Below are 26,457 nucleotides of genomic sequence, written 5' to 3'. Positions count from 1 at the left end.
TTGATCAGTAGATAGCGAACTTTAAAGGTTAATCTTGGCCTTTAGCTGCTATTTACTTCTTGCGTACAGGATGTTTAAAACATTCTCTGATAAACTGATTGACATCGGAGCGCTTGTAGTAGAGTTTACCACTAATTGTATAATAAGGAAGTTTACCGTCTGAGCGGTAACGTTGTAAGGAACGGGGACTTATTTTAAAAAGTTCCATTACATCTTGACTGTCTAAAAGCTCTTCTCCATCTATAGTTTGAGTTTTTATAGGGAGGTCTTTGATATGTTCTGACAAATGATCGAAGCGTGTCATAATACGCTCCATCCATAAAAGGAATTCTGTGCGATCTATATTCATAATGTTAGAATTTAATAGATTAATTAAATTTGTTAGCTAACATTACAAAGCAACAAAGCTTGGCAGAATAAATCTGCCAAGCTCTGCCAATGGGTGTATTATTAATTAGTAATTAAGTTTAAAATCAGAACAAATCATTTTGCTATAAATATTAGCAAAACAGTATTTCAAAACAGCTATTTTTTAACTAAATTAGCAGTAATTAATTCTTTTTAAACTTATTAGGATATGGGAATCAAACCTGGACCAAAAAGAATTGCTATTTCAACAGGTAAACCTGACAGACGTCAGAGAGACAATAAAGATACTCCTGGAAATACACCTTCACTTAAGCCTCATAAACATAAGAAAGGTGATTAATAGCAATTGAAAAAAGCACTGTTTTATCAAGCAGTGCTTTTTTGTAATACTTATATTTTATATACTTCAATTTAAAGAGGCAATTGGTTAACTAAATTTATATAAATTAGCAATCAACTCATTATCAATTAATTTACATAAATTAAATTCATATGCCCACATTTTTATTAATACTCGCAATTTTATCCTTACTCATTGCATTTGGACTCATATATTGGATAAATAGAAGGAAATTCTATCGTCGAAATGTAGCTGGTTTGGAAGGCTTTTCAAGTTTTGAAACCTCTGTATTTATACGTTTTATAGAACGTTTAGGCAAATGGTTAGCCTACATCTTAATCCTTTTTAGTGTTCTTTTATTTTTACTATACAAAAGTGAGAAGAAAAGAATGGAGAGACGGGAGCATAAAACTGAAATAAAGAGTAATAGACCTACAACAAAAAATAATTAGAAAAGGACTGTTTTAAAACAGTCCTTTTCTAATTATTTTTTTCTATTCTTTTTTTTCAAAAGTACTTCCAATGTTTTAATCTCTACCTCTAATTCTTCTATCTTTTCTTCAGTTTGAGTTACAAACAATTTATCTATAGTTATAGAAAGATAAGTACAAATATTATAAAGAGTTTTAATTGTTGGATTTCCAATTCCTCTTTCTATTCTACCTATTTGATTACCAGACAAATTAACCTCAGCACCTAACCCTAATTGAGTTTCACCTTTACGAAGCCTAGTAACACGTATAATTCTTCCGACGTTTTTATTTAAAACTTTTAAATCTACTTTACTCATAAAGTAAATATTAGCATTTAGTCACTTTTTCAACAACACATATATGTGTTGTTGAAAATTATTTACTATATTTGTATTAGATATAATTCAGTTATGAATTATTCGTCTTAATGACATATATAATATAAGCTAAAGCTTATTTATTTCTCGCATTAGAAAACTGGCACTTTTCAAATAAACCACGAGAAAATAAGTATCTTAGCCCATGACCTAGGCATGGGCTCACTTATCTGTGGTTTGGTATGCCAGTACCTCTAATGCGGATAATGTGAGTACCCATGCCAACTTGTTTTATATAAGTTTGTCATTTACTTCTCACATTATTGAAATACTTAAGTTTCGCTTTATATTAAACATACTACATACCTCTTTTCATACCGTCTCCCAATTAGGTATATAGAGGTTTTAAAACAAACAAGGTGGATTTGTTTAGTGTTCATTTTTGAATGCTCGCAATACCTTATCTATCCTTAATGGACTTATCGAATGTTCTATTCGAGATTTTTTCAATTATTACATTTTATTAAACAACAAACAAGTAGTAACTAAACTCACATTTAGCCTATGATTAAACTTTAGTTTAACTAAATCTTATCAATGTAGATTGATTTGACATTAACTCTTTAATGTTAGATGGCTACCCTTTTACCTATTTAGTTAGAGTTATAAAACATTTTACGCTAGGTCTAAAAACAGTTTTTAGATGCGTACAGGATAACTATTGCCTTTATCATACATAAATATAGCTCGTTCATCCATTCGGCTAAAAGGCAATAAAGATTAGTTAGTAAGGAAAAAAGCTATGAAATAAGTCTCTCCTACTGTGCTATTTATTAATCACCCTTTAAAACTATTAATTATGGAGAAAAACCGCTTGCTATAGGGCTTTAGCCTAGGTGGTTAATTATAGGCTTAGTCCTTAGTAGGCATTTAAACAAACAAAAAACAGTATGACTTAAAGGGATTTTAGGTCGTGCTAAAAGTCCATGACTATCTCCTTGCTCTAGTTTGCATTTTGGGAGACGTGCTTTAGAGCTTGGAGATAGTTTTTAAAAAATATGTACGAATTAAATATTACCAATTAACTAACCTTTTGATATAGGCTTATATAAGTACTACGGCAATAAGAATCTTAATGATTGAAAAGCATTTATATCAAACTCAATTATAAACATTATGAAAACTCAATTTACAACCATAACTGGTTATAGGATGGCTCTGCTACTGATTCTTTTAGTTGGCTTGTTAAGCTGTCCAATTTATGCCGTATCAAATGATAAACATTTGTCTTTTAGTGTATCTGAATTGCTACAAGATACAAAACAAAAACCAACTATAAAACTCTCAGGAACGGTAAAAGATTCCTTTGGTGCCCTTGGTGGTGTTATAGTAACAGTTGGGACTACAGTAGTTACAACTGATTTAGATGGAAAATACACTACCTATATTACCTCAGGTGATAAGATAACCTTTTCAATGATGGGTTATAAAGATCAGTCTATTGTGTACACTGGTGGTAGTTCACTTAATATTACTCTTAGTGAAGATAATAACACACTTGATGAAATTGTGGTAAATGCAGGATATTATACCGTTAAAGATCGCGAGCGTACAGGTAGTATTGCTAAAATTAAGCAAACAGATATTGAGAAAACACCTGTTAAAGACTTTATAGGAACTTTACAAGGTAGAGTAACAGGAGTACAAGTTTCTCAAAAATCTGGTGTACCTGGTAGTAGCTACTCAATAAAGATAAGAGGAAATAATAGTCTTAGATCTTCTGCAAATAATCCATTATACATAATAGATGGGATACCTATACCCTCAGATAATATGAGTAGTTCAATAATCTCAGGAGGATCTATTCCTCAAGGGGGAATTTCACCGCTAAACAATATTAACTTAGAAGATATTGAAAGTATAGAAATACTCAAAGATGCTGATGCTACTTCTATTTATGGCTCTCGAGGAGCTAATGGAGTAGTCTTGATAACAACTAAACAAAACAAGGAAAGAGGTACACATTTTACACTTAATAGTTCTACAGGTGTAGGACACACAATTAATCGGATGAAAATGATGAATACACAAGAGTATTTATCTATGCGAGAAACAGCATTTACTAATGATAATATACTAGACTATCCAGTAGATGCTTATGATGTAAATGGCGTTTGGGATAAAAATAGATATACAAATTGGAGAAAGGAGCTACTTGGCGAAACAGCTCATTTTAATCGGGTACACCTAAAGGTAACTGGTGGAAATGCAAACACCAGATTCTTAATCAGTACAACAACAAAACAAGAATCTTCTGTTTTTAGAGCTAATACTCTTTATAAGCAACTAAGCTTTTTTTCCTCTATAAATCATACATCAAAAGATGAACGATTTAAATTATTATTTTCAACTTCTTATTCAAAAAATGATAATAAACTTCCCTCTATTGATTTAACTAAACAAGCATATTCACTTAGTCCTAATGCTCCTAAATTATACAATGCTGATGGTACTCTTAATTGGGAAGATGGTACTTGGGAAAATCCATTAGCAAGAACCAATAGCATATACAAAAATAAAACTCAAAGCTTTACAATTGGTGGTGACCTAAGCTATCAATTATCTCCAAGTATTACTGCAAAAATTAATATTGGTTACATAAATTACAATAACTATGAAATCAATACATTACCCTCAACCATATACAATCCTAAATATGGTAGAACAAGTACTAATTCTTCATTATATCTAAACCAAGGTAATACAAATACACTAATTACAGAGCCGCAAATTTCTTGGAACAAAGGTTGGGGTATTCACAATATACAGGTACTATTAGGAGGTAGTTTTCAACAGCAAAACACAGATATACTAAATCTAACTGCCAGCAATTTTATTAGTAATAGTCTAATTGAAAGTATAGGGGCAGCTAATAGTATAAGAGTAAACTCTCATTTATTAAATCAATACAAATATCAAGCATTCTTTTCAAGAATAAATTATCGATTTAAAAATCAAGGTTTTATTAACTTAACTGCCCGAAGAGATGGTTCAAGTCGTTTTGGAGATAATAATCGTTTTGCAAATTTTGGAGCAATTGGGGCTGCTTGGATTCTGATTAACAATCAAAATATTAAGGCTTCAGATATTATAAACTTTGCTAAAATAAGAGCTAGTTATGGAACAACTGGTAGTGATCAAATTGGAGATTATCAATATCTAGATACCTACTCAGTAAACTCTAATAGTTTAGCCTATTACGATGGTAGTGTAGCCATACAACCCAGTAGATTATACAATCCAAACTTTGGCTGGGAGATCAACAGAAAGTTTGAAGTTGCTTTAGATCTAAACTTTTTTAATGATAAAATAGTTCTAAACACTGCTTGGTATAAAAACACTTCATCAAATCAGTTAGTTGGTTTGCCTTTGGCTGCAACAACTGGTTTTAGTTCTATTCAAGCGAATCTAGATGCAAAGGTTCAAAACACAGGACTCGAAATAGACCTTATCGGTAAGATTATAGATACAAAAGATTGGAAATGGTCAAGTTCTTTTAATGTCTCTTTTGAACAAAACAAACTCTTAAAATTTCCAAACTTAGAATCTTCTCCTTATGCAAACCAATATGTGATTGGTAAATCTACTCAAATACAAAAAATGTATCACTATCAAGGAGTTGATCCAGTTACAGGTCAATATAAGTTCAAAGATTTTAATGAGGATGGAAAACTAACCTATACAGATGATAGAGAATCACTTATTGATTTAAATCCTAAATACTATGGTGGAATTACCAATAATATAAGCTACAAAAACTGGTCTTTAAGTTTCTTATTCACCTTTAGCAAGCAAACCTCAATCTTATATAATCTAACAAATGGTGTTGCTGGGGATATGATTAATCAACCGAAAATGGTGAAAAACAACTTTGATCAATCCCCTTCTAATGATTTTCAAAAATACACCTCTGGTCGAGACTCCAAACTTACTGAAGCCTATTATGATTACTTTATTGAAAGTGACTATTTAGCTCAAAACTCAAGTTTTATTAAGCTCAAGAGTCTTGAACTTTCATATATGATTCCAAAAATTATAAATAATAACATACAGGGGAAAATCTACTTTCAAGGATATAATCTATTAACTATCTCTCCTTTTAAAGGAATTGATCCTGAAACATCCAACTTTAATTTTTTGCCTCCAACAAGAACCTTCACAATTGGAGCTGAACTAAATTTTTAAGAATTATGAAACATTTAATCAATATAGCTATAAGTATAATTATTCTTGCATTACTATCTAACTGCCAAGATTATACTGAAATTGATTTACCTAAAAATCAATTAACAAGACCCGTTGTATTTGAAGATCAACAAACTGCAACAAGTGCTTTAAATTTTATTTATTCACAAATAAGAGAATATAGTTTAATGGGAGGAAATTCATTAAGTGCCACTCAAATCTGTTCAATATATGCGGATGATCTAACTTATAACAGTAGTTCGGTAAATGATTACTCGAATCTATTTAACTACAATATAACTGCTAATACAAACATTTTCTACTCTATTTGGTCTAGAAACTATAGTATACTTTACTCTATAAACTCCTTTATTGAAGGAATTGAAAAGTCTTCAAAACTTGAGGAAAATTATAAAAATCAAGTATATGCAGAAGCCTTAACCCTAAGAGCATTTTTACATTTTAATTTGACCAATCTTTTTGGAGATATTCCCTATATAACAACTACAGATTATACCCTTAATAATAAAGTTTCACGAACTAACCAAGAGCAAATATACAGACTATTAACTCAAGATTTATTGCAAGCTGAGCAATTGCTCTTTGAAACCTATCCTACCCAATTAAAAACACGCATCAATAAGTCTAGTGCTCAAGCACTACTGGCTAGAGTTTACTTATTTCAGCAAAATTGGACAGAAGCTATCTCTTGGGCTACAAAGATTATTAATGCAAACTCCTTGTATCAACTAGAAACAATAGATAAGCTCTTTTTAAAAGAAAGTACCTCAACAATCTGGCAATTACAATCAGGTAATACAGGAAATAATACACTAGAGGCGATGTCTTTTATTTTGGAAACACCACCAGTAACCTACTTAATATCAGAAAATTTAATTAACAGCTTTTCTTCCAGCGATCAAAGGTTGAAACTTTGGACAAAAGACATTAGCAATTTCAAAATCCCCTACAAATATAGAGCTAAAGGAAACACTACTACTTCTAAAGAGTATACCATTGTTTTAAGACTTGAAGAACTCTATTTAATTCGAGCTGAAGCTTATGCTAAAAGCAATCAAACACTAGATCTTGCTTTACAAGATTTGAACACCATTCATTTAAAATCTGATACACAAAAAATCACTTTAACTAATCAAACTGATATTCAAGAAGCAATCTTTAAAGAAAAGCAACTAGAGTTCTTCTCTGAACAAGGACACAGATGGTTTGACCTAATAAGAACAAATCAAGTAGATGCCATATTAAGTAAAAACAAACAAAACTGGAAAACTAATAATAAACTTTTCCCTATCCCCTTAAAAGAAATAAGTATTAACCCTAATCTATTACCTCAAAATGAAGGCTATTAATCCACTTCTAATACTGGTTTTTACATTTTCAATACTTGCTTATTCACAAGAGTCTAAACAAATTCAAATGACTGATTATAGGCTTTGGAGCAATCTTTTAAATTATAATATCTCCTCTAATGAAAAATGGTTTTATTGGAACATCAATTACCCTAATATAACAGATACCCTTTTTATTAAAAACACAGATGATAATAAAATCCAAGCCTTTAGAAACAGTCAACTAATAGCGTTTGATACACAACAAAAATTTGCTTTAATTCAAAATGACAACGCTCAAACCTATTATACAAATCTAGAGAGTCAAAAAGTGCAAATTTTACAAGGAGAAGATGCCAAATTTATTTTTGATGACCAGTTCATAGTTACTACCAATCAAGCAAAGAAAACAATTTCTCTTTTTAATAGAAGTAGTAATCAAATAAATCTAACTGTATCCTTAGAAGAGTTGTTTGTAAGTGCGCAAAAAAATATACTAATATGGATGACATCTGATAATAGTATACAAATAGCACAAATGATAAAAGATAAATTAGATATCAAAACTATCTGTCAAGCAAGCGGATTAAAACGAAAAAGGCTAACTATGAATAGCCAAAATTCGATGCTAGCATTTTTAGAAGAAGACAATGAATCTTATGGGACTTTAAAGTCTCATAGGATTCATATCTTAGATTTACAAAAGTTGACTAGTAGTACAATCGATTTAAAATCTTTCAAAGAATTTGAACAATACTTCATTGTTGACCATTTGAATTACAAATCACTTCAATTTAATGAACAAAGTAATTCTTTACTATTTACAATACAAAAGAAAACAAACAAATCTGTGCAAACAAACCAAGTTCAAATCTGGCATGCTAACGATACCTTAGAATACCCAAGAAAAAAGATATTGGACCCCGAAAAAATTCCCATTCTATCAAATTACCATTTAGAACAAGAACATATTAATATTCTAAATCAACCTAATTCTATACAAACAATAATTCTTAATAACTCTAAGTTTGCCTTACAGTACTATCAAAATCAATATGATAGTAAATACAATAGATTAGGGAGTAGTGATATATATTTACTGGATATAGAAAATCAAACAAAACACTTACTTATCAATCGTTTTCCAATAAATAACTTAAGTAAAAATCTGAATTTATCTCCAAATAATCAGTACCTGTCTTATTACTGGCAGGACAATTGGTATGTCTATAATACAGAAACTCAAGCAACAACTAAAATCCCTATTAACAAATTTGATTCCTTCACTGCAGCAAACCAATACAAACCTGATAATAGCTCATTACTAGATTATGCTATATGGACTACAGACAATACACTCTTGTTAACTGGAAATCAGTTTTACTGGTTATATAATCCTAAAACAAGTAAAACTCAGAAAGCTGTTTCTAGAAAACATCAAAATTATACTTTGACAATCAAACAATTTACTAATCATCTAAAATATAGTAATAACTTCTATTTGACATATCAGCCTACAATTGATATAAAACAAGGATTCTATTTTACAGGTATCAATAAAGACTTTTACCACTCACTCTTTACCTATAAAAATAATCAGCTCACAAAAATACTTGAAACACCACATAAGCTAGTTGATGTTAAAAAGATTAGTCCTAATAGCGTACTCTATAGGATACAAGACAGTAACCTTGCACCTGAAATCTATCTTAAAAATAAAAAGCATAATAATAGATTACTACAAACCAATGATTTTCAAAAAGACTTTACTTATCCTAAAAAAGAAATTATTTACTATACCAACTCTCAAGGTGATAGCCTAAAAGGACTCTTACTGTACCCTACTGTTTTTAATAAAGATAAAAAGTATCCTATGATAACTCATGTCTATGAAAAACAGGTAAACTTTGAATACCAAGCTTATCACATACCTACTTTGTATAATCCTAGTGGGTTTAACTCCATTAATTATACTTCTAATGGATACTTTGTCTTTTTTCCTGATATAGCCTATGAAATTGGTAATGTTGGTAAATCAGCTGTTGACTGTGTAATCTCAGCTATAAAAGCATTAGAAGTAAATGACTACATTGACTTTAATAACCTTGGTCTAATTGGTCATTCCTTTGGTGGCTATCAAGTTAATTTTATAGCCACACAAACAAATATATTCCATGCTATTGTATCTGGTGCAGCTAACTTTGATATCATATTTGCTTCTCTTACTTTAGATAACAACAATACTTATACTAATCAAACTTGGAGGTATTTAAACTATCAAATGAGAATGGGCACTAGTGCTCAAGATAACTACTTAGGTTATCTCAACAACTCTCCTATTTTCTTTGTCAACAACATCAATTCCAACGTATTATCCTGGACTGGAGAAAATGATTATTCAGTCAATAAACAACAAAGCATTGCTTTTCACCTAGCTATGAGAAATTTAGACAAACAACATACTTTACTAATTTATCCCAATGAAGGACATGTTCTAACTACACCAGAAAATCAAAAAGACTTATCAAATAGAATCATGTCTTTCTTTAATGAGAACTTAAAAAAATAGCGTTGGATTTCTCCAACGCTTTTATTATTAATTAGCTACTTTTTTGAATAACGGTAATACACATTGTGTATCGGACTCCCATAAATATAGATCATGAGTTCCATCCTTACACATTTGTACATTTTCAGTTAGAGAACAAGTAATATTTGTATTTGTACAAATATTATTTATTTCTCTATATCCATCTCTATCGTTAGGATCAGCTTTTGTATCAATATTACTTGCAAAAGCACCTACAATTGCAATAGCAAATGCTGCTATTGGCATTACTACATTTTTAATGGTTGGTTTCATAATAAATAAATTTGATTAATGACCTACTCTCTTCTTACAGGTTTTTCAGTCTTTCCCCCTGTCCTTGGCCATGGAATATTATTTAAATCGATCAAGATTTAATTCATACTTTCTAATATAGGTGTCAAAAACAACAAATAAATACTGATCGTTAAATATGAATTCAACTAGTTTGTTATTTTTTCTATTTGGAATTACAAAACTAAACTGATAGCTAGAGTCCCTTAAATCATAAACATCAATCACAGAAGTATTTCTCCAATTAATTTTAGCCTCATTCTTCCCTTTTAAATTTGAATTAATTAATAAATAGTTACCAAATGTAGCTGTTCCCATATTTGTTGTAAGTGGAGGGGTTAGCATCTGTTTTTCTTGTTGCAAAGAGGAAATTGTTATTTGAGCTTTACTAATGGTATCTATTGTTTTCCCAGTATATTCTAAGGTTAATGTTGGCTTAATAACCAAATATTCATTTCTATAAAAATAAGTGTATATAACTCTATTCAATTCCTGATTGTATAATAAAGTACCATCGGTATCAAAAACTCCATCTATTTGTTTAGTAAGCAAACTATCGTTTAGATCAATACTCAATTTTTCAAGATCAATAAGCCCTAAGACATCTGCCCCTTTTGATTTACTTCTGGCTCTAACAATTATGCTATTCTCGGCTATAGGCTGAGATAAAGAAAAGTAATACTTTGAAGATTGTCTCTCTAGTTTTTTCGATTTTAATCTACCTTTATAAATGAAAGGAACTACTCCATCTGTTAAGTAAACTAGAGAATCTATTATATGCAACCTTGTTTTATAATAAGTTTTTTCACTATCCTCTAATTGTAGTGAACTAGAAACTAATGTATCTAAGTTCGTAGATAAACTGCCTAAAAAAAGAGGTGCTGTACTATTTCCAAGATAAATACTATCATTTTGTAGTCCAATCAGATAATATGAATTTAATTCCAAATCGTATTCATTTACATAGTTGAGTGCATAGGAAGCAAATTTTCTGATAAATGGATTTTCTTTTTTTATGATGTGTTCTGAAGAGAGAAACAGTAGAATAACGATACCTATGCTTAGTATAGTTAGTAATATAGAAGATATAATAAAACGATTTTTGTTTGTTTTATTATTCTCTTTATCATTTTCTTGAAAGTAGATGGCTAATAATCCCAAAATACATACGATGATATTAAACCATAGATGCTCTGTCCATCCCATCTTTTCAAGTATGCCTCCACAAGAGCAAGGAATAAAGTCGCTGTAGTTTAATATCAAATAGATATAAATAGTAAAAGCTACCATTAATCCGTAACTAAGATACAATCCTAAAGTCTTAGTCTGTTTTAATGTTAGGAACAAAGCGATAACAAGTTCAACAATAATAACCAAATAAGCTATTGTAGTAGCGTAAGCGCTTAATAGTGGGGACTGAGTCAGTTGAACTTGAAACGCTTCAAAAGTGATGAGTTTGCTTATAGCTGCATAAACAAAAAGTAATACAAAGAAATATTGTACAATAAGTGAGAATTTGGCTTTCATAGTATTGGCATTTTGGGATATCCAAACCTACAAATAGCTAAATACCAAAACAATACGTGTTTTTACCTAATTTTTAATATACTTTAGTATGATATCTTCTGAAAGCTCTTCTTTCACCAAAATATTAGGTTCAACACCTATTTGATCAAGTACTTTTCCTTGACTTGTAACATACATTGCTGTGGGTAAAAAAAGTGTATAACCATCTCTGATTTTAAACTCCTCTGCGTTTAGCATCTTACCAGCTGATTTCTCGCCAATGATTATAGCCATTTTATTTTCTTTAAAGCCTTGTAGAATAGGCTCACAAGTACTTGCTGTTTTTTGATTTACCAAAAAATAAAGCTTTTGATAAGGTATTGTATTTTTAGCTTCAACCTTTAAAACAATACCTTCTTTTTCTGAAATTCCCTTTAAGAGCAACTCATAGTTTGCTTTGCTAAAAACATCATATTGATTCAGTTCTTGCTTTGTTGGTAAACTGTTTTTTGTATTGTAGTATTTTCTTGTAAGAAACACCCCTCCTACTATATCCTGTTTCACAAGTCGTTCTGCGAAAGTCATTCCTGCCTCAATACTTCCTCCGGAATTATCTCTTAAATCAATTACAAGGTTTTTAAACTGCTTTTGAGCTACTTGATCTAAAACCTTATTCATATCTTCTGAAGTGCCCGAAAAAGAGCTTATTTTTAGGTAATACGTATCACTATCTAAGAACTTATGTGACAAATCCGTTGTTTGTGATTTTATATGTTTATCCCAATCTTCCCACGCAATAAAAGCACTGTAATGCGAAAAACCTAAATCATTACTGAAATAATAAAACCCCATTAAAAATTCTAAATCATCTCTGAACTTCTTACAAGAATTATCCATCTGTTTTTTGAAGGACTGCCATTTCTTGGAATCTAAAACAGATCTATTATATATCTTATCTTGAGTTATTTTTTCTATATCATTCCAAATTGCTTTATAATCTTTCTTTTTAATCTTTAGATTCAAATCTGAATTAAATAAACCAACTGTTTCTTTTTTTCCATTGAGTAACTTCCCTTCTATCCTATCATTTGTTTTAACAGCTCTAAAATAGAAATTACCAAACATTGTAGTCATAACTCCTTTTAAAGAGTCACCCTTAATCTCTCCCTTTTGAATCTTTATTAAACTCCCTCCCTCTAACTTTTTATTAAACAAACGAGCCACACCTGCTTTCATTCCCCCTAAAATAAGTTTATCACTTCCTTTTGGGCTCTCAGCAAAAAAAGTATTCTCTTGTTTATTAAATGAAAAATCGAAATGGGTTTGTACAACACCGATATCTTTCATTTTTAGCGTTGTAGGCCACTCTTGTGTTTCATTAGCCTTTGTACATCCTGTTATTGATGAGAAAAAAAGTAAAAAAAGACTTCTCATATAGATTTTAAATTTCATAATTGGTTTACTTTAGTATGATTTGGTTTTCTAATAGGTCATCGATTGCTTTTTGTTGATACGTAATATTATCAATACAATAGCTATCCATGATTTTCACTTGATTGTTTTGAATATAGGTTAATAGTGTGAAGAGCTCTTTTGACATTTCAATACTTATTAAGGTTAATTTATCAAATAGTACATTAACCGAATTGAATTTTAAAATATGGTAACGCTGAAAATTAAATGACAAAGAATTCTCTCTTGGTTTTAAATCTTTGTTTTCTATTGCTTCTTGAGGTAAAAACTTTTCTAAATATAGCCATCCTTCCCACTGCGAAGGAGACCTCTTGATATAATGCTCCAAGATCAAAAACAGTTTTTTAGTTGTCTGTTTTATGTAAGATGTAGAATCTTGATCTACTTGTAAAATTGGAGTTTTAAATATCAGCTTTATTTTTCCCCAGTCCTCTCTTGGAGCAACAACTGGAATAATTGGCAATTCAAAACGAGATGAAATATAGGCTATTCCTTTTCTTGCCAGTATAATCCTATCTAAAAATAAAACTTCTTCCAAATTCTTATTATCGCGAAGTGGTACACCAGAATTTCCATCGATATAAAAAACTAAAGAATATCCTCTTTTCATATAGTCTCTAATCTGCAAAATTGAATTCCTATTCTCCGCATTTATAATTTGAAAATCAAAATTAAATGCTCCTTTATTTATTTGATTATTTAGTTTTTCTATATCCTGATAGGTTTCATTACCCTGTTTTTCAATATATTGCTTATCTGTAATTAAGACAAATGGTATTTGTTTTGAAAGCAAATACATATTAAGTATTCGATATGAACCGACATGATACGTACAATAAATTGTTGGTTGTTTATTATCTAACAACTCTTTACTATTTTTATCATATACTACATCAATTGTATCTAATAGCTCTACATATTTTTGGTCAAAACTTGCCCAACTTTGAAAATACTTAACTTCTCTTGCAAAGTTCTCATGACTTTCTACAGTAAAAGAGATTTTGTTTAAGTTCTGATCTATCTGATAGAAATATTGCATTAATGTGGGATTGCTCTTAAAATCAGTTTCCATAAAGTATGAACGTGCACCTACAACCCACTCGTAATAACTATAAGGCAGCTTAAATTCTGATATATTCTTGTCCATCTTAATTCTTGTATTTGTTATTTACTGTTCTAGTTAGTAGGTGTACTATTAGTTGTAACACTATGTCTCCTGTTACACCTGTTTGGTCTCTTTGTGGATCAACTTCAACAAGATCTATACCTACTATATTTAATCTTTTAAATAAGATATCAATCATGGATATAACCTTATTAAAAGAAAGGCCATTGCTAATTGGATCTGAAACACCTGCTAATAAACTAGGATCAAATACATCAACATCAAAAGTTAGATAATATGATAAATCAGGATTAATAGCAGTTAGCCAATCATTATTTTGTTGAATCTGAAAAGAAGTAAAAAGTACGTGTTTCTGATTTAATTCTCCTGTTAGTTGACAACCTTTCAAACCTCTGGGACCAAGTGTAATTACCTGTTTTACTCTGTCAAGTTCTAATACCTTCGTTAAAAAGTTACCATGATGATTTACCGTAATATCTCCATAGAACTCATCAATTTCACTAAAATAAGTATCTGAATGTGCATCAAAATGAATTACTCCTATATCATTACTATCGCTAATTGCTTTTATAATCGGATAACTTATCGAATGATCTCCACCTATTGAAAAAGGGGTGTTTTTATTCTCTACCAAATGACTAATCAACTTATCTATTTTGCGAAAATAATTACTTGGTGACTCTGTCAAATAATAAAACAAATCTCCAATATCCATTGTATTATCAATCAATGCTTCTTTATTAGATTCTAATAACTCCTTATCCAACCCTAATAATTGTCCCAACAGATTTGTATTTAAATGTGCCAAATTGAATCGAGATGAAATTGTTCTTAAATAAGAAGGTGCTTTTTCTATACTCAATGAATTAATGTTTCCCATAGCATAGGGAATTCCTAACAAGCATATTTTATTTCTTACTTCTTTATATTCTTGTGCTTGAAGACCAAAATAATTTTGATTGTAAAGACGCATCAATGGTCCTACATTATACTCGTGCTTTAAAACAATTATCTGATTGTTAAGTAAAAAACTCCAAAAAGATTTCTTCTCTTCTATTGTACTGATATTGATACTACAAAACTCTTCATAAGTAAAATCTACCTTTTTAAAAGCATTAATTATCGAGTATGATTCAAAGTTTAAAGCACATCTTTTGAGAGTTATCTTATTTTCGACAATAACTTCCTTCTCTAAAACTTGAAAACTGACACATTTTGCTACTATATATACCATCTTTAAAAACAAAGATTCCTCCAAAGAATCATTATTACAATACCATCTTTGGAGGAATAATTAACAATTAGTTTTCAATTCTAAATTGCAATCTGAATGACTGTGCCACATCTCCAACTTTTGGATTCATGGGCTCTAATGTTTGAATTGTTTTTAACTCAACATCTACATCATTACCATTACATCTATTACTACATCTAGCAGTTTCTTTCTGTAATGCTTCTGCATCATTGAAATCTAAAGTCGCAAGCCTTTGTTGAAAATCTTGAAACGATAATTTGTTGCTTGCTAATTCCTCTGAGAATGAACCTACAACTAAATTCTCTCCTGTAACATTTTTAAGTGTTTTCATAAAAATAGTTTTGATTGGTTAATGATATTAAACATGGCCAAACTACTACATGGTAAACACTTAAAAAATACGTGTTTTTACGTATTGATAGTAGATACACTACTAAAACAAATCATCCTCAGTAATATAGTGTCTAGTGATGGCAAAGATGATTACACCAATGAAATTACTTGCACCTGTCTTTTGCATGAGTATTTCCTTATGTTTTTCGATAGTACGAATACTAACGTTTAACTTTTTTGCAATCTCTCTACCACTGTATTGATTGGCAAATAGTCTAATAATCTCTACTTCTTTATCTGTGATAGTAACATCTTTGGTCTGCTGTTGAGTCTGTAAATGTTTTACTAGTTCTCTGATTTGTTTATCATAATATACACCTCCGTTAAAAACAGAATGTATCGCTTTTTCTAACTGAGCAATCTCAATATTCTTAGTTAAATACCCTGATATATTATACCTAAGCATCCTTTCAATACTATAGGAATCATTAAAGCTACTAAGTATAAGAACTCTTAAATCAGGATATTTTTCATTTAATCGATGCGCAATTTGGAAACCATCCATAACAGGCATCTGAATATCTAAAAATAAAATATCTACCTTTTTAGACTTCAGGGATTCAAATAATTCAATGCCATTGGCGCATTGAAAAACTACTTCTATGCCCTCTACTTGAGAAAGAAGAAAAGAAAAGCTTTTTCTAAAAAGCTTATGATCGTCTATTATACCTATTTTAATTATCATCTTGCCTTTTTATTTTTAATTGAATACTATTATTACAATCATTAGATTGATTAATAAACTCAGCCTTTATTTGCTGTATCCTTGTCTTAATATTACTTAGTCCTAAACCTACATCTTGTCTTTTTAAATCAGCATTAAAATCATATTTTATTCCATCGTCTTTGATTGATAATATCATGTGCTGCGGATGCCATTTCAAAGAAACCTCTGCATAAGTAGCCTGACTGTGTTTTATAATATTCTGTATCAACTCTTGCACGATTCGATAAATCTCTAATCGCTCAAGTTCACTAAGATTAAACGTCTGATTATCCGAGGTAAAAGTTATATCTATAGAAGTAACTCTAGATATTCTAACTAAATAACTACTTAGGATTAAGTTAATTGGATTATCCTTGATAAGTGGTGGTGATAGATTATAACTAATTCTCAATACCTCGTCATAACATTGAGAAACACTTTCTTGAATATCTATAATAGTTGTAGCAACCAAATCCTTATCTTTTATTAATTTAAGAACACTAACAAAGTTTTTCAAAGTAGCTAAATCACCACAAAGTCCATCGTGTAATTCTTTAGCAATTCTAGCTCTTTCCTTATGCTCTACTAATAAATTTGTTCGGAGCTGTTCGGCAAGCTGTTCATTGCGGTATTTATTTAAATTCTTCTGATAGATGATAACTAAAATTACCACCATCATACAAAGTGAGATCATAATAAAGGTTCCCAGCCAAAAAAGTATTTTTAATTCATTTTCCATACGCCTATAGATAATAAAATTCTTAAAATTAAACTGGCAATAATATTGACAAGCCAATAATCGTAAAAAAACAATTCACTCTTATACAAATAATTAGATAATACGAACAAAGAAATTGTTGTACTATAATAGAAGAAAAGTCCCATAACAATAAAAAAAGTACTTTCTTGATATAATCGCATAATTAGCTTTTGATCAAATACTTGCTTCACCCAAAGAAAGCTACAACTAATAACAAATAAAGTCATATAGGATTTATTTAAACTCTTCGACACTAGAATCATTTCATTATTTAAATAGATAAATGATAAAATGTAAACTACTAGAAAAAGACCTAAGCCAATTATAAAAAACCACCTAGGTCTCTGCGTAATTAAATTCTTAAAGAGATAAAATACAGCCAGGAATTCAAACAAGGAGTGTATCTGATACCAATGCGTCACTTTCATCTGAAGTTGAATAATTACAACATATTCATAGATAGACGAAAATGCAATTAATGTTATAATTGGTATAATGGCTTTATTACATACAATATCCTTTCTCATAACAAGAAAAAGTAGCATTGGAATCCCTCCTGCAATTAAGGCTATATATAATATCAGGCTGTATATCACTCTATTTTTCTAACTAATTGACTTTTCTTTGGGCATAAATGTGGACAAGTCACTAATTCATCAAGCATGATTCCACTAGTTAAATCTTCTCCGCTTTGATCAACTCCAACTAAAACAACATTACTTTGATTCGTTTTCACATTTAGACCAGGATAAACACGTAATCCTATGCATCCTTTTTGCTCTAATAACTCATCTAACTTATCAAGTCCAACAAAATAACTATTAGGTTTTTCACTGTTGTGTTCTTGATAAGAATGTGTCAGATTAACTGCCTTTTCAAGGCTAATTACTGTACCTGATTTTTTGTTAATTTCCATAAAACTAAACATTTAAAAGTTAATAATGTAAATGTTTATAATTTTCAAATAATAAACAATACGTGTTTTCCGCATATTTACCGTGTTTTTACGTATTGATTTTAAAAGTAGCATTGCTTTATTTTAATAGGGCAATAAAATCAGAAAAAAAGCAGGGTTAAACGTGTCAATAATTAACCAATCAAAACTCAATAATTATGACACAAAATGCTCTTTACACAAGTGTATTCAAAACAATTGAATCAAAAGAAATTGAACTAAACTTACTTGACTCAACTTCTATTTCAAAGGCTTATGAAATGATTCAATTTTTAAGATTACTACTTATAAATCTAAAACAAGAAATACTTCAAGTGGGGTTCAAAAATCAAATAGACGAAATTGATTTTTTTAAAGTAATTAAGCCTCAAGTCTTAGGCAAACTAATCTTTTACAACAAACTCTATTCTATAGAAACAAGTTGCCCAATAGATATTGTTGTTAAAAATAAATACTATCATAAGCATCTAGAAGAGCTAAACCTTGAGTATAAGAAGTATTTTGCTTACAATGACTTTTATAAATATTATAATGCTAATCGAACAGACAAAGACATAGAATATTTTACTTTGGGTAAAACAGACCTACTCATTGGAATTAATAGCTTTATCTTTGAAATAGATGCTCAGTTCTCAACTTATTATGACTATAAGATCGCTCGTATTATCTCTCATGATCTACTTCAAAACTACCTCCATGAAAAAATACAAGAATATGATATTAGTACTAATCAGATAATATCCTCTAATTTAGTGTGGTCAGAATCCCAAAATGCACTTATAGAGCTTATTTATGCACTTTATTTATCTGGATCCATTAATAATGGTAAAGGAGAGATACGCAAAGTAGCGATGTTGTTTCAGCAGGTATTTGGTATAAAGCTCTTAGATATACATCATGCCTTTCATAGAATGAAAACAAGAGCAAAATCTAAAACGAGCTACTTAGATAAATTAAAAGAAGTGTTAGAGGCGTATATGGATAAAACATAATTCTAAAGCTAAAATAAATCACACGTTAAATTTAAGATATCTATTTAACGTGTGATATATCAATAAAAAAACATATAGATTACTTGTATCCGTTATATCAATTTACATAGTTAACTGAAAATTTAATAATATAAAACCTAATTTTAAAAATGAGTTCTAATTAGCAGAGAAAAAGATCTCTTTTTAAAATATAGAAGAAGAAGACTATAATAATACAAGAGTTAAGAAAAGATAGTTTCTATATATGTTCTTACTTTTTTGTGAGCTTCCGTGATATTGTCGCTATATTCTAGTTTATCATTCGCTTCTCCATCAAGTGTAACAACTGTAATCTTAGTTATTCCCATTACATGACAAACTCTCTTTAAATAGTTAGTTTGAAAATCTATTTGCTCATTATAGTTACCTATTTCATATCCTTGAGATCCCCTTGTTAACAATAAAACAACTTCTTTGTTCTCTAATAATCCTATGTAAGGGTCTTGTATATTATCTGGATTATATCTCCAGGTTTGATTAACGCGAACTACCTGATCAATGTACGCTTTTAAACTACTGGGAATAGACCAATTATACATAGGACTTGCAATAACTATAATATCTGCTTCTTTTAATTCCGCTATATACTCATCACTCATCTTTAAGACTTCTACTTCCTCATCAGTTCTATCTTCTAATGGCTTAAAGGCAGCACTAATCCATATTTCATTAATATGTGGTACATTTTCAAGACCAAGATCTCTTAATTGAATTACAGTATTACGAGTATGACTCTGCCATAGCTCTTTAAAGGTGTCAGCTAATTTTCTACTTTGTGAACGTATAGTTCTTGCACTAGCATTTATAATTAAAACCTGTTTGTCTATGTCTTTCTTTACATTCATCTTTTAATATTTTAGACAAAAGTAGTTGCTTATTGGATTATATTTGTATACCAATTAATACAAATCGCACAGCCCAGATGTTACCTTATAAAACTTTAATTAAAGTGGACAGAGATTCTATTGTTCCTTTGTATATCCAAGTGTGTAATGCTTTTATATCATTAATTACAGATGGTACATTAAAACCATCTGATATATTACCTAGCACACGTAATTTAGCTTTATTAGTAGGCATAAATCGAAATACAGTTAAACTTGCCTATGAAGAGCTTATTAGCCAAGGATGGACGGAGTCAATAGAACGAAAAGGCGTATATGTATTGTCAACACTACCTTCAATTTCTAAAAAAAGTATTAGTAATGAACCGATTAAAAATTTAAATCAAGAAGCTTTTAAATGGACAAACAAATTTAAGGATGTTAAGTTAGGTCAAAACTTTCAGAAGACTAAACTTGCTATTGATGATGGGTTTCCAGATGTCCGCCTTGCCCCCATTGATGAGTTAATGCGTGAATACAGAAGTATTTCCAGAAAATTCTATGGTCGTAATTATTTAAAATATGGAAGTCCTCAAGGTTCAGAAAATCTAAGGGAGGCATTGTCTAATTATCTCTCTACCACTCGAGGCTTAAATGCCTCTATCAATGATTTACTAATCACAAAGGGTAGTCAAATGGGGATCTATTTATCCGCTCAATTACTTTTAGATCCAGGAGATACTATTGCCGTAGGTATGTCTAACTATCCTACAGCAGATCAGATTTTTAAACAAGCAGGTGCTAACCTTTTAAGGATACCTATAGATCACAATGGGATGGATGTAGACTATCTGGAAAACAAATTAAAAAAACAAAAAATAAAAGCGGTCTATATCATTCCACATCACCATAGCCCTACTACAGTTACACTAAGTATGGAACGCAGATTAAAGTTTTTAAAATTGGCCAAAGAACATCAATTTGCAATTATAGAAGATGATTATGACTTTGACTTCCACTATGCTAATAAACCTTATTTACCTTTAGCAAGTATAGATCACAATCAAAATGTAATATATCTTGGATCAATTACTAAGACCTTTGCCCCTGCTCTAAGAATTGGTTTTATGACTGGCCCAGCTAACTTTATATATGCAGCCACCGCCTTAAGAGAACTAATCGATAGACAAGGCGATACAACCTTAGAGGAGGCATTTGCCTCGCTTTTTAATCAGGGAGAAATGAATAGATATTACAGAAAAGCACTTAAGACCTATAAGGAAAGACGCGATACATTCTGCTGTTTATTAGATACTAATTTCTCTAATCAAATTACCTTTAAAGTTCCCGAAGGTGGATTAGCTATTTGGGCTATTTTTAATCCAGAGATAGATTTAATACAACTATCTCACAATGCATTAAAACAAGGTTTATATCTAGACAATGGTTTGTTTTACAAGAATGAGGTATTTTCAACTAATGGCATTCGTATGGGATTTGCCTCATTAGATGAAAAAGAAATGATAGAAGCTTGCGCTATTCTAAAAAAAGTAATGTATTAAAATTCACTGGGCTATCTATTATTAATAATCTGGTATATTTAGCTTATTTGACTCTGTTTTAATTTTACCAAAAATATTAAAATATGGAAAATACATTTGAAATTAAAGCTATTGATACAGCATCAGAGATTCAAAAATGTTTAGCTGTTGCTTTAATCTTAAGACCACATTTAAACAAAGATACTTGGCTTATTACAATTAATGAAATGCTTAAAAATGAAAAATATGCATTAAAAGGTATCTACGACAAAGAAAATATTGTTGCTTTTATTGGTTATAGAAAAATGACCACGTTACATAGTGGCTCTATTATTTATATCGATGATTTATGTACTGTAGAAAGCTATAGAGGAAAAGGATTTGGAGGTAAACTATTAGCCCACATAAGATCTATAGCTGAATCCGAGTCTATGGATGCTGTAGTATTAGATACTGGTTTTGACAATCACACTGCACAGCAATTATACTTTAAAAATCACTTCGAACTATCTGCAGTTCACTTACATACTTATTTAAAATAATCTATTCTATAGTTTTATTTGTAACTTATATACTTATAATAATTAAAAAAAATGACAAATGAAAAAACGTATTGACTTATCAAATGTAGTATCAAGTGGTTATAAAAGAATTATTGCACTTGACAGTTTTGTTCAGAATTCAGATTTAAACAAAACTCATCTTGAATTAATAAAGATTAGAGCCTCTCAAATTAATGGTTGTGCGTATTGCCTTAATTTACATACACGTGACGCTATGAATCAAGGAGAAACTGCTCAACGAATTTTCTTACTAAATGCTTGGAGAGAAACGGAACTATTCACAGAAGAAGAACGTACTATTTTAGCTATGACAGAGGAAATTACTCTAATTAGTGAGCGTGGTTTAACAGAAGAAACTTATGAAATGGCTACAAAGTTATTCAACGAAGAATACATAGGGTTCATTATTATGGCTATCATTACTATTAATGCATGGAACAGAGTCGCTGTTAGTACACATAAACCAATAGATTAATCAAGATGATAAGAAAAATTGGCTTATTTAAATTCAATAAACATACAAGTATCAATAAAATCGAATAGACATAAAACAGCAAAAGTAAATTAACTTAGAGAGCTACTTTTTATTTAGGTGAGTCGATATTACAGAATGCGATCCGAAAGCAATAGATTATGTTTTTAACGAATTAGATATAAAAAGAGATTTTCTCTCGTGTAAAAATAAGGTTTATTTGATAATGTTGGATATACAGGCAATATTAAGATTATTGAAAAAAGGTTTAAGCCTCATTTTGTTTACATTTAGGTAACCTTTGAATATTGAATTATCATTAGTTTTACCCCCGTTCCTATTACACAATAACGTTGAACACGTCAATTGCAATAAAAACTAAAAATAGGAAGCGATATGTCAGAAAAAATAAGCCTAAAAGAAATAGCCAAAGTCTTTACAAAACTGGGAATTATTGGTTTTGGAGGTCCTGCAGCGCATATTGCGATGATGAGAGAGGAAGTCGTTGTACAAAGAAAATGGATGGATGAACAACACTTCTTAGATCTACTAGGTGCCACCAATTTAATCCCTGGTCCTAATAGTACAGAAATGGCCATTCATATTGGCTATGACAAAGGGGGATGGAAAGGCCTTATAATTGCAGGGCTATGTTTTATTCTTCCCGCTGTTTTTCTAACGGGTGTACTCGCCTACTTTTATAAACTATATGGGCAATTGCCACATATACAACCTTTTATATACGGAATTAAACCCGCGATTATAGCCATTATGCTTGGAGCTGTTTTTCCCCTAGCTAAAAAATCTATTAACTCCACCTTTTTAGCCTTTTTGGGGCTAATCGTCTTGGTAGCTTCTTTGCTAGGGGTTAGTGAAATCTTTTTATTGTTTGGGGCTGGATTTTTAGCCTATGCCCTGTTTTTTATCAAGACGAGAAAGCAAAATACCTTACAAAGCTTGATTGCATTACCTCTCATACTTAGCATACAAAGTCCGTTTTGTAGCACAACCAATCGACAGTTATTTTGGATTTTTCTCAAAATAGGGGCTATACTTTATGGTAGTGGTTATGTGCTATTTGCCTTTTTAGATACAGAACTAGTACAAACAGGATTACTAACAAGGGAACAACTAATGGATGCAATTGCTGTAGGGCAATTCACACCAGGACCTGTTTTCTCTTCTGTTACTTTTATTGGTTTTCAAATTAATGGTTTATCCGGAGCAATTCTTTCAACTATTGCAATTTTTTTACCATCCTTTATTCTAGTAGCCTTACTAAATCCATTGATGAAAAAACTTCGCAACTCAAAAGGATTATCTGTCTTTTTAGATGCGGTGAATGTTGCCTCTGTCGCCTTGATTGTCGCTGTTTGTATAACGATGACACGAGATGTGTTGCTGAACTGGCAAACCCTTGTTATTACCCTACTTAGTGGTATACTCGTTTTTAAATTTAAAAAAGTAAATAGTGCTTTTATTGTTTTAGCAGGAGCTTTGTTGGGTTATATCCTCTTTTAATTGTTCGCTTTTCTTGTATTTATTTAGACTTTATTACCGACATATCTTCCTTGTCATGTTCAACCCAAATCAAACGAGATACATCATAACCAATTTCATTAGCTAGTGTCAAGTATTGTTCTTTAATAGCTTCGGGGATACTTTTTTCTCGAGATAAAATCCATAAATAATCAAGATCTTTTCCTGCTATTAGAGCATACCTATAATCTGAATCTAATGCAATGACATTATAACCCGAATAAAAAGGCCCGAAAAAGCTAACCTTAAGTGCCCCTACATTTTGCTCTGCTCTAAATTTAGCTATTCCTTCTGCTTGTTTCCATTCTTTGGTTTTAACATTAAAACCTCGATTTAAAACCTTGACATTTCCGTTCCCGTCCAAGCTATAGTAAGCTGTGGTATTAGTTAAGTCTTTTTCAAAATAAAAATCAAATCGAGCAATTTCATACCAAATTCCCAAATAACGATTTACATCAAAATTTTCAACGGGTTTAGCTTTTTCTGGTATTCTACTTGCATTACATGACACAAACAAAAAAGATAAAATAGTAAAAAAACTTATTCGATAAAACACTTGTAAATTCATAAAATATTAGTTTATCTCAAAAATAAAAAAATAAATAATGAATTGATTTTTTCTAATAATTAATTTAATAGAAACGACTTTACACCATTTAAAAACAACTATATTTTATCACTTTGTATAATATTTCTTTTTCATCCATAAACTCACTCGTACAAGTAAAATCAGTACAGGAACTTCAACTAAAGGTCCGATAACTCCTACAAAAGCTTGGGGCGAGTGAATTCCGAATACGGCAATAGCAACAGCGATAGCCAGTTCAAAATTATTGCCTGCTGCAGTAAAAGAAATAGCCGCATTTTTATCATAATCCACATGCATTGACTTGTTTACGAAGAAACTAACGAAGAACATCAAAACAAAATAGATAACAAGTGGAATAGCAACTTTGATAACTTGCATTGGCAATTGTACAATCTGCTCTCCTTTTAAGCTAAACATAAGCACAATGGTAAACAGTAAAGCATATAAAGTAAAGGGTGAAATAAAAGGGATAAACTTGCGGGTAAACCAAGCTTCTCCTTTTATTCTAATGAGATACTTATGACTTAAAAAACCTGCTAAAAATGGAATTCCTAAATAAATAAGCACACTTTGTATAACATCGCTCATCTTAATTGAAATAGCATAATCAGCAAATCCAAAATAAGAAGGTAATACATTGATAAAAAGCCAAACAAAAAAGCTATAAAACAGCACTTGGAAAACACTATTTAATGCAATCAGTAAGGCTGCATATTCTCGATTACCTTTTGCTAAATCATTCCATACAATCACCATTGCAATACATCTGGCCAAACCAATAAGTATCAACCCTATCATATAATCAGGTTCATCACGCATAAAAATAATAGCCAGAACAAACATTAAAACAGGTCCTACAATCCAGTTTAAGAAAAGAGATAAGCCTAAGACTTTTTTATCCCGAAAAGCCAGTGGTAATAGATTATAATCAACCTTAGCCAGTGGAGGATACATCATGATGATTAGTCCTATAGCCAACGGAATATTGGTCGTTCCAATGGATAGTTTATCCATCACATTAGAAACACTTGGAAATACATTTCCTAAGAGAACACCAATCCCCATAGCCAAGAAAATCCAAAGGGTTAAGTATCGATCTAAAAATTTCATTCTAACTTGCATGACTTATTTTTTAATTTGTGACACGATGTAAAACATTTCACTTGCAATTTCAAGGCTTCGATTAAAATATCCTGCTTGCTGGTTCTCTGTTCCATCAAACTCTTTTGGATCCTCGAATGCAATAGGGATTCTTCGCTCAGCACCTGCTATAAAAGGACAGCCCTCATCCGCCTGTGAACAAGTCATTACCGCTGCAAAATCACTACTTGGATTAAAAACGGCATCGTACTTCTTAGAAAAACCAATAATAGGAATTTCATTATCACCATACTTTATCGCATAAATAGGATTCTCTCCTTCCGAAATTTTAAATACGTTAAATCCCTGTTCTTCTAAAACTGTAACAACTAGGGGATACATCGCTGTTTGTTCAGTCCCTCCTGAATAACAAATAACATCTGGAATACCATAGTAAGTTGCTGCTACTTGCATCCAAATCTGAGCCAAATGACTTCTTCTTGAATTATGTGTACAGATAAAATTGATTCGAATTGGAGATTTTGAATCAACCTTCGCTTGAATATAAGCCACTAAAGGAGCTAAAACTTCTTTTCTAGTAGCGCTTATCTCTTGTGATTCAAGAAGAGTGTCAATTACAACCAATACTGTTTTATACATCTTTTACTTT

General features: G+C 30.7%; 24 protein-coding genes. 9 read left to right on the top strand and 15 right to left on the bottom strand.

Going from position 1 to position 26,457, the window contains the following annotated elements:
* Positions 1 to 52: 52 nt before the first annotated feature.
* Complete coding sequence (locus tag AABL87_RS01675; RefSeq protein ID WP_341276841.1) at positions 53 to 349, bottom strand: helix-turn-helix domain-containing protein; 297 nt, start codon at positions 347 to 349, stop codon at positions 53 to 55.
* Between the two features lie 228 nt (positions 350 to 577).
* On the opposite strand from AABL87_RS01675, the gene AABL87_RS01670 reads away from it, so the two are divergent.
* The gene (locus AABL87_RS01670) at positions 578 to 709 is read left to right on the top strand and encodes a hypothetical protein (RefSeq protein WP_010249841.1); all 132 of its coding nucleotides are present in this window, start codon (positions 578 to 580) and stop codon (positions 707 to 709) included.
* Between the two features lie 484 nt (positions 710 to 1,193).
* Here AABL87_RS01670 and AABL87_RS01665 read toward each other — a convergent pair whose 3' ends face one another.
* Positions 1,194 to 1,499 (bottom strand): helix-turn-helix domain-containing protein, encoded by a 306-nt coding sequence (locus tag AABL87_RS01665; RefSeq protein ID WP_286401878.1) that lies wholly within the window; start codon positions 1,497 to 1,499, stop codon positions 1,194 to 1,196.
* 1,176 nt (positions 1,500 to 2,675) lie between these two features.
* Here AABL87_RS01665 and AABL87_RS01660 point away from each other — a divergent pair.
* Genes AABL87_RS01660 through AABL87_RS01650 form a run of 3 tightly spaced genes read left to right on the top strand, consistent with a single transcriptional unit; the run spans position 2,676 to position 9,662 of the window.
* A complete protein-coding gene (locus AABL87_RS01660) occupies positions 2,676 to 5,744 on the top strand; it encodes a SusC/RagA family TonB-linked outer membrane protein (RefSeq protein ID WP_341276840.1) in 3,069 nt (1,022 codons plus the stop codon).
* Positions 5,745 to 5,749: 5 nt separating this feature from the next.
* On the top strand, positions 5,750 to 7,114 hold the full coding sequence (locus tag AABL87_RS01655; protein ID WP_341276839.1) for a RagB/SusD family nutrient uptake outer membrane protein: 1,365 nt from the start codon (positions 5,750 to 5,752) through the stop codon (positions 7,112 to 7,114).
* The gene (locus tag AABL87_RS01650) at positions 7,101 to 9,662 is read left to right on the top strand and encodes an alpha/beta hydrolase family protein (protein ID WP_341276838.1); all 2,562 of its coding nucleotides are present in this window, start codon (positions 7,101 to 7,103) and stop codon (positions 9,660 to 9,662) included. The genes AABL87_RS01655 and AABL87_RS01650 overlap by 14 nt, the downstream gene beginning before the upstream one ends.
* A gap of 27 nt (positions 9,663 to 9,689) precedes the next feature.
* Here AABL87_RS01650 and AABL87_RS01645 read toward each other — a convergent pair whose 3' ends face one another.
* From AABL87_RS01645 to AABL87_RS01605, 9 genes are all read right to left on the bottom strand, one after another.
* The gene (locus tag AABL87_RS01645; protein WP_341276837.1) at positions 9,690 to 9,956 is read right to left on the bottom strand and encodes a DUF6520 family protein; all 267 of its coding nucleotides are present in this window, start codon (positions 9,954 to 9,956) and stop codon (positions 9,690 to 9,692) included.
* 78 nt (positions 9,957 to 10,034) lie between these two features.
* Positions 10,035 to 11,501 (bottom strand): DoxX family protein, encoded by a 1,467-nt coding sequence (locus AABL87_RS01640; RefSeq protein ID WP_341276836.1) that lies wholly within the window; start codon positions 11,499 to 11,501, stop codon positions 10,035 to 10,037.
* A gap of 66 nt (positions 11,502 to 11,567) precedes the next feature.
* Positions 11,568 to 12,932: a S41 family peptidase gene (locus AABL87_RS01635; protein WP_341276835.1), complete on the bottom strand. Its 1,365-nt coding sequence runs from the start codon at positions 12,930 to 12,932 to the stop codon at positions 11,568 to 11,570.
* A gap of 7 nt (positions 12,933 to 12,939) precedes the next feature.
* Entirely contained in the window at positions 12,940 to 14,100 is a 1,161-nt protein-coding gene (locus AABL87_RS01630) for an LpxL/LpxP family acyltransferase (protein ID WP_341276834.1), read from the bottom strand.
* 1 nt (position 14,101) lies between these two features.
* Positions 14,102 to 15,313, bottom strand: coding sequence for an arginase family protein (locus tag AABL87_RS01625; protein ID WP_341276833.1), 1,212 nt, complete (start codon positions 15,311 to 15,313; stop codon positions 14,102 to 14,104).
* 67 nt (positions 15,314 to 15,380) lie between these two features.
* Positions 15,381 to 15,665 carry a hypothetical protein gene (locus AABL87_RS01620; protein ID WP_258204525.1) on the bottom strand — a complete coding sequence of 95 codons (285 nt, stop codon included), beginning with the start codon at positions 15,663 to 15,665 and terminating at the stop codon, positions 15,381 to 15,383.
* A gap of 102 nt (positions 15,666 to 15,767) precedes the next feature.
* Positions 15,768 to 16,412, bottom strand: coding sequence for a response regulator transcription factor (locus AABL87_RS01615; protein WP_341276832.1), 645 nt, complete (start codon positions 16,410 to 16,412; stop codon positions 15,768 to 15,770).
* Positions 16,402 to 17,127 carry a sensor histidine kinase gene (locus AABL87_RS01610; RefSeq protein WP_341276831.1) on the bottom strand — a complete coding sequence of 242 codons (726 nt, stop codon included), beginning with the start codon at positions 17,125 to 17,127 and terminating at the stop codon, positions 16,402 to 16,404. The genes AABL87_RS01615 and AABL87_RS01610 overlap by 11 nt, the downstream gene beginning before the upstream one ends.
* Before the next feature lie 658 nt (positions 17,128 to 17,785).
* A complete protein-coding gene (locus tag AABL87_RS01605; RefSeq protein ID WP_341276830.1) occupies positions 17,786 to 18,109 on the bottom strand; it encodes a hypothetical protein in 324 nt (107 codons plus the stop codon).
* 197 nt (positions 18,110 to 18,306) lie between these two features.
* Here AABL87_RS01605 and AABL87_RS01600 point away from each other — a divergent pair, with 197 nt between their 5' ends.
* Positions 18,307 to 19,140: an RteC domain-containing protein gene (locus AABL87_RS01600; protein WP_341276829.1), complete on the top strand. Its 834-nt coding sequence runs from the start codon at positions 18,307 to 18,309 to the stop codon at positions 19,138 to 19,140.
* Between the two features lie 221 nt (positions 19,141 to 19,361).
* Here the strand turns inward: AABL87_RS01600 and AABL87_RS01595 are convergent, their stop codons facing one another.
* A complete protein-coding gene (locus AABL87_RS01595; protein ID WP_341276828.1) occupies positions 19,362 to 20,024 on the bottom strand; it encodes an FMN-dependent NADH-azoreductase in 663 nt (220 codons plus the stop codon).
* A 104-nt stretch (positions 20,025 to 20,128) separates the two neighbouring features.
* Here AABL87_RS01595 and pdxR point away from each other — a divergent pair, with 104 nt between their 5' ends.
* From pdxR to chrA, 4 genes are all read left to right on the top strand, one after another.
* Positions 20,129 to 21,565, top strand: coding sequence for a MocR-like pyridoxine biosynthesis transcription factor PdxR (pdxR, locus tag AABL87_RS01590; RefSeq protein ID WP_341276827.1), 1,437 nt, complete (start codon positions 20,129 to 20,131; stop codon positions 21,563 to 21,565).
* A gap of 83 nt (positions 21,566 to 21,648) precedes the next feature.
* Positions 21,649 to 22,086, top strand: a complete 438-nt coding sequence (locus tag AABL87_RS01585; RefSeq protein ID WP_341276826.1) for a GNAT family N-acetyltransferase — start codon at positions 21,649 to 21,651, stop codon at positions 22,084 to 22,086.
* Positions 22,087 to 22,144: 58 nt separating this feature from the next.
* Positions 22,145 to 22,582: a carboxymuconolactone decarboxylase family protein gene (locus AABL87_RS01580; protein ID WP_341276825.1), complete on the top strand. Its 438-nt coding sequence runs from the start codon at positions 22,145 to 22,147 to the stop codon at positions 22,580 to 22,582.
* A 393-nt stretch (positions 22,583 to 22,975) separates the two neighbouring features.
* Entirely contained in the window at positions 22,976 to 24,100 is a 1,125-nt protein-coding gene (gene chrA / locus AABL87_RS01575) for a chromate efflux transporter (protein ID WP_341276824.1), read from the top strand.
* 19 nt (positions 24,101 to 24,119) lie between these two features.
* Here the strand turns inward: chrA and AABL87_RS01570 are convergent, their stop codons facing one another.
* The 3 genes from AABL87_RS01570 to AABL87_RS01560 all read right to left on the bottom strand — a co-directional run bounded on the left by AABL87_RS01570 (position 24,120) and on the right by AABL87_RS01560 (position 26,447).
* Positions 24,120 to 24,686 carry a lipocalin family protein gene (locus tag AABL87_RS01570; protein ID WP_341276823.1) on the bottom strand — a complete coding sequence of 189 codons (567 nt, stop codon included), beginning with the start codon at positions 24,684 to 24,686 and terminating at the stop codon, positions 24,120 to 24,122.
* A gap of 108 nt (positions 24,687 to 24,794) precedes the next feature.
* Positions 24,795 to 25,829, bottom strand: coding sequence for an ACR3 family arsenite efflux transporter (arsB, locus tag AABL87_RS01565; protein ID WP_341276822.1), 1,035 nt, complete (start codon positions 25,827 to 25,829; stop codon positions 24,795 to 24,797).
* A 3-nt stretch (positions 25,830 to 25,832) separates the two neighbouring features.
* On the bottom strand, positions 25,833 to 26,447 hold the full coding sequence (locus AABL87_RS01560; protein ID WP_341276821.1) for a protein-tyrosine-phosphatase: 615 nt from the start codon (positions 26,445 to 26,447) through the stop codon (positions 25,833 to 25,835).
* Positions 26,448 to 26,457: the final 10 nt, after the last annotated feature.

The sequence above is a fragment of the Myroides sp. C4067 genome (genome assembly GCF_038039665.1).
Taxonomy (GTDB): Bacteria; Bacteroidota; Bacteroidia; order Flavobacteriales; family Flavobacteriaceae; genus Flavobacterium; species Flavobacterium odoratimimum.
The sequence above is the reverse complement of the archived record's forward strand: the minus strand, read 5'-3'. Positions and strand labels throughout refer to the sequence as shown.

Bases quoted from the DNA above. Each gene is read 5' to 3' on its own strand.
- AABL87_RS01665 (WP_286401878.1), bottom strand. From the start codon at position 1,499: ATGAGTAAAGTAGATTTAAAAGTTTTAAATAAAAACGTCGGAAGAATT.
- AABL87_RS01610 (WP_341276831.1), bottom strand. From the start codon at position 17,127: ATGATCTCACTTTGTATGATGGTGGTAATTTTAGTTATCATCTATCAG.
- AABL87_RS01560 (WP_341276821.1), bottom strand. From the start codon at position 26,447: ATGTATAAAACAGTATTGGTTGTAATTGACACTCTTCTTGAATCACAA.
- AABL87_RS01585 (WP_341276826.1), top strand. From the start codon at position 21,649: ATGGAAAATACATTTGAAATTAAAGCTATTGATACAGCATCAGAGATT.
- AABL87_RS01670 (WP_010249841.1), top strand. From the start codon at position 578: ATGGGAATCAAACCTGGACCAAAAAGAATTGCTATTTCAACAGGTAAA.
- AABL87_RS01635 (WP_341276835.1), bottom strand. From the start codon at position 12,932: ATGAAATTTAAAATCTATATGAGAAGTCTTTTTTTACTTTTTTTCTCA.
- AABL87_RS01570 (WP_341276823.1), bottom strand. From the start codon at position 24,686: ATGAATTTACAAGTGTTTTATCGAATAAGTTTTTTTACTATTTTATCT.
- AABL87_RS01620 (WP_258204525.1), bottom strand. From the start codon at position 15,665: ATGAAAACACTTAAAAATGTTACAGGAGAGAATTTAGTTGTAGGTTCA.
- AABL87_RS01655 (WP_341276839.1), top strand. From the start codon at position 5,750: ATGAAACATTTAATCAATATAGCTATAAGTATAATTATTCTTGCATTA.
- AABL87_RS01640 (WP_341276836.1), bottom strand. From the start codon at position 11,501: ATGAAAGCCAAATTCTCACTTATTGTACAATATTTCTTTGTATTACTT.
- AABL87_RS01625 (WP_341276833.1), bottom strand. From the start codon at position 15,313: ATGGTATATATAGTAGCAAAATGTGTCAGTTTTCAAGTTTTAGAGAAG.
- arsB (WP_341276822.1), bottom strand. From the start codon at position 25,829: ATGCAAGTTAGAATGAAATTTTTAGATCGATACTTAACCCTTTGGATT.
- AABL87_RS01630 (WP_341276834.1), bottom strand. From the start codon at position 14,100: ATGGACAAGAATATATCAGAATTTAAGCTGCCTTATAGTTATTACGAG.
- AABL87_RS01660 (WP_341276840.1), top strand. From the start codon at position 2,676: ATGAAAACTCAATTTACAACCATAACTGGTTATAGGATGGCTCTGCTA.
- AABL87_RS01645 (WP_341276837.1), bottom strand. From the start codon at position 9,956: ATGAAACCAACCATTAAAAATGTAGTAATGCCAATAGCAGCATTTGCT.
- chrA (WP_341276824.1), top strand. From the start codon at position 22,976: ATGTCAGAAAAAATAAGCCTAAAAGAAATAGCCAAAGTCTTTACAAAA.
- AABL87_RS01595 (WP_341276828.1), bottom strand. From the start codon at position 20,024: ATGAATGTAAAGAAAGACATAGACAAACAGGTTTTAATTATAAATGCT.
- AABL87_RS01650 (WP_341276838.1), top strand. From the start codon at position 7,101: ATGAAGGCTATTAATCCACTTCTAATACTGGTTTTTACATTTTCAATA.
- AABL87_RS01675 (WP_341276841.1), bottom strand. From the start codon at position 349: ATGAATATAGATCGCACAGAATTCCTTTTATGGATGGAGCGTATTATG.
- AABL87_RS01580 (WP_341276825.1), top strand. From the start codon at position 22,145: ATGAAAAAACGTATTGACTTATCAAATGTAGTATCAAGTGGTTATAAA.
- AABL87_RS01605 (WP_341276830.1), bottom strand. From the start codon at position 18,109: ATGGAAATTAACAAAAAATCAGGTACAGTAATTAGCCTTGAAAAGGCA.
- AABL87_RS01600 (WP_341276829.1), top strand. From the start codon at position 18,307: ATGACACAAAATGCTCTTTACACAAGTGTATTCAAAACAATTGAATCA.
- AABL87_RS01615 (WP_341276832.1), bottom strand. From the start codon at position 16,412: ATGATAATTAAAATAGGTATAATAGACGATCATAAGCTTTTTAGAAAA.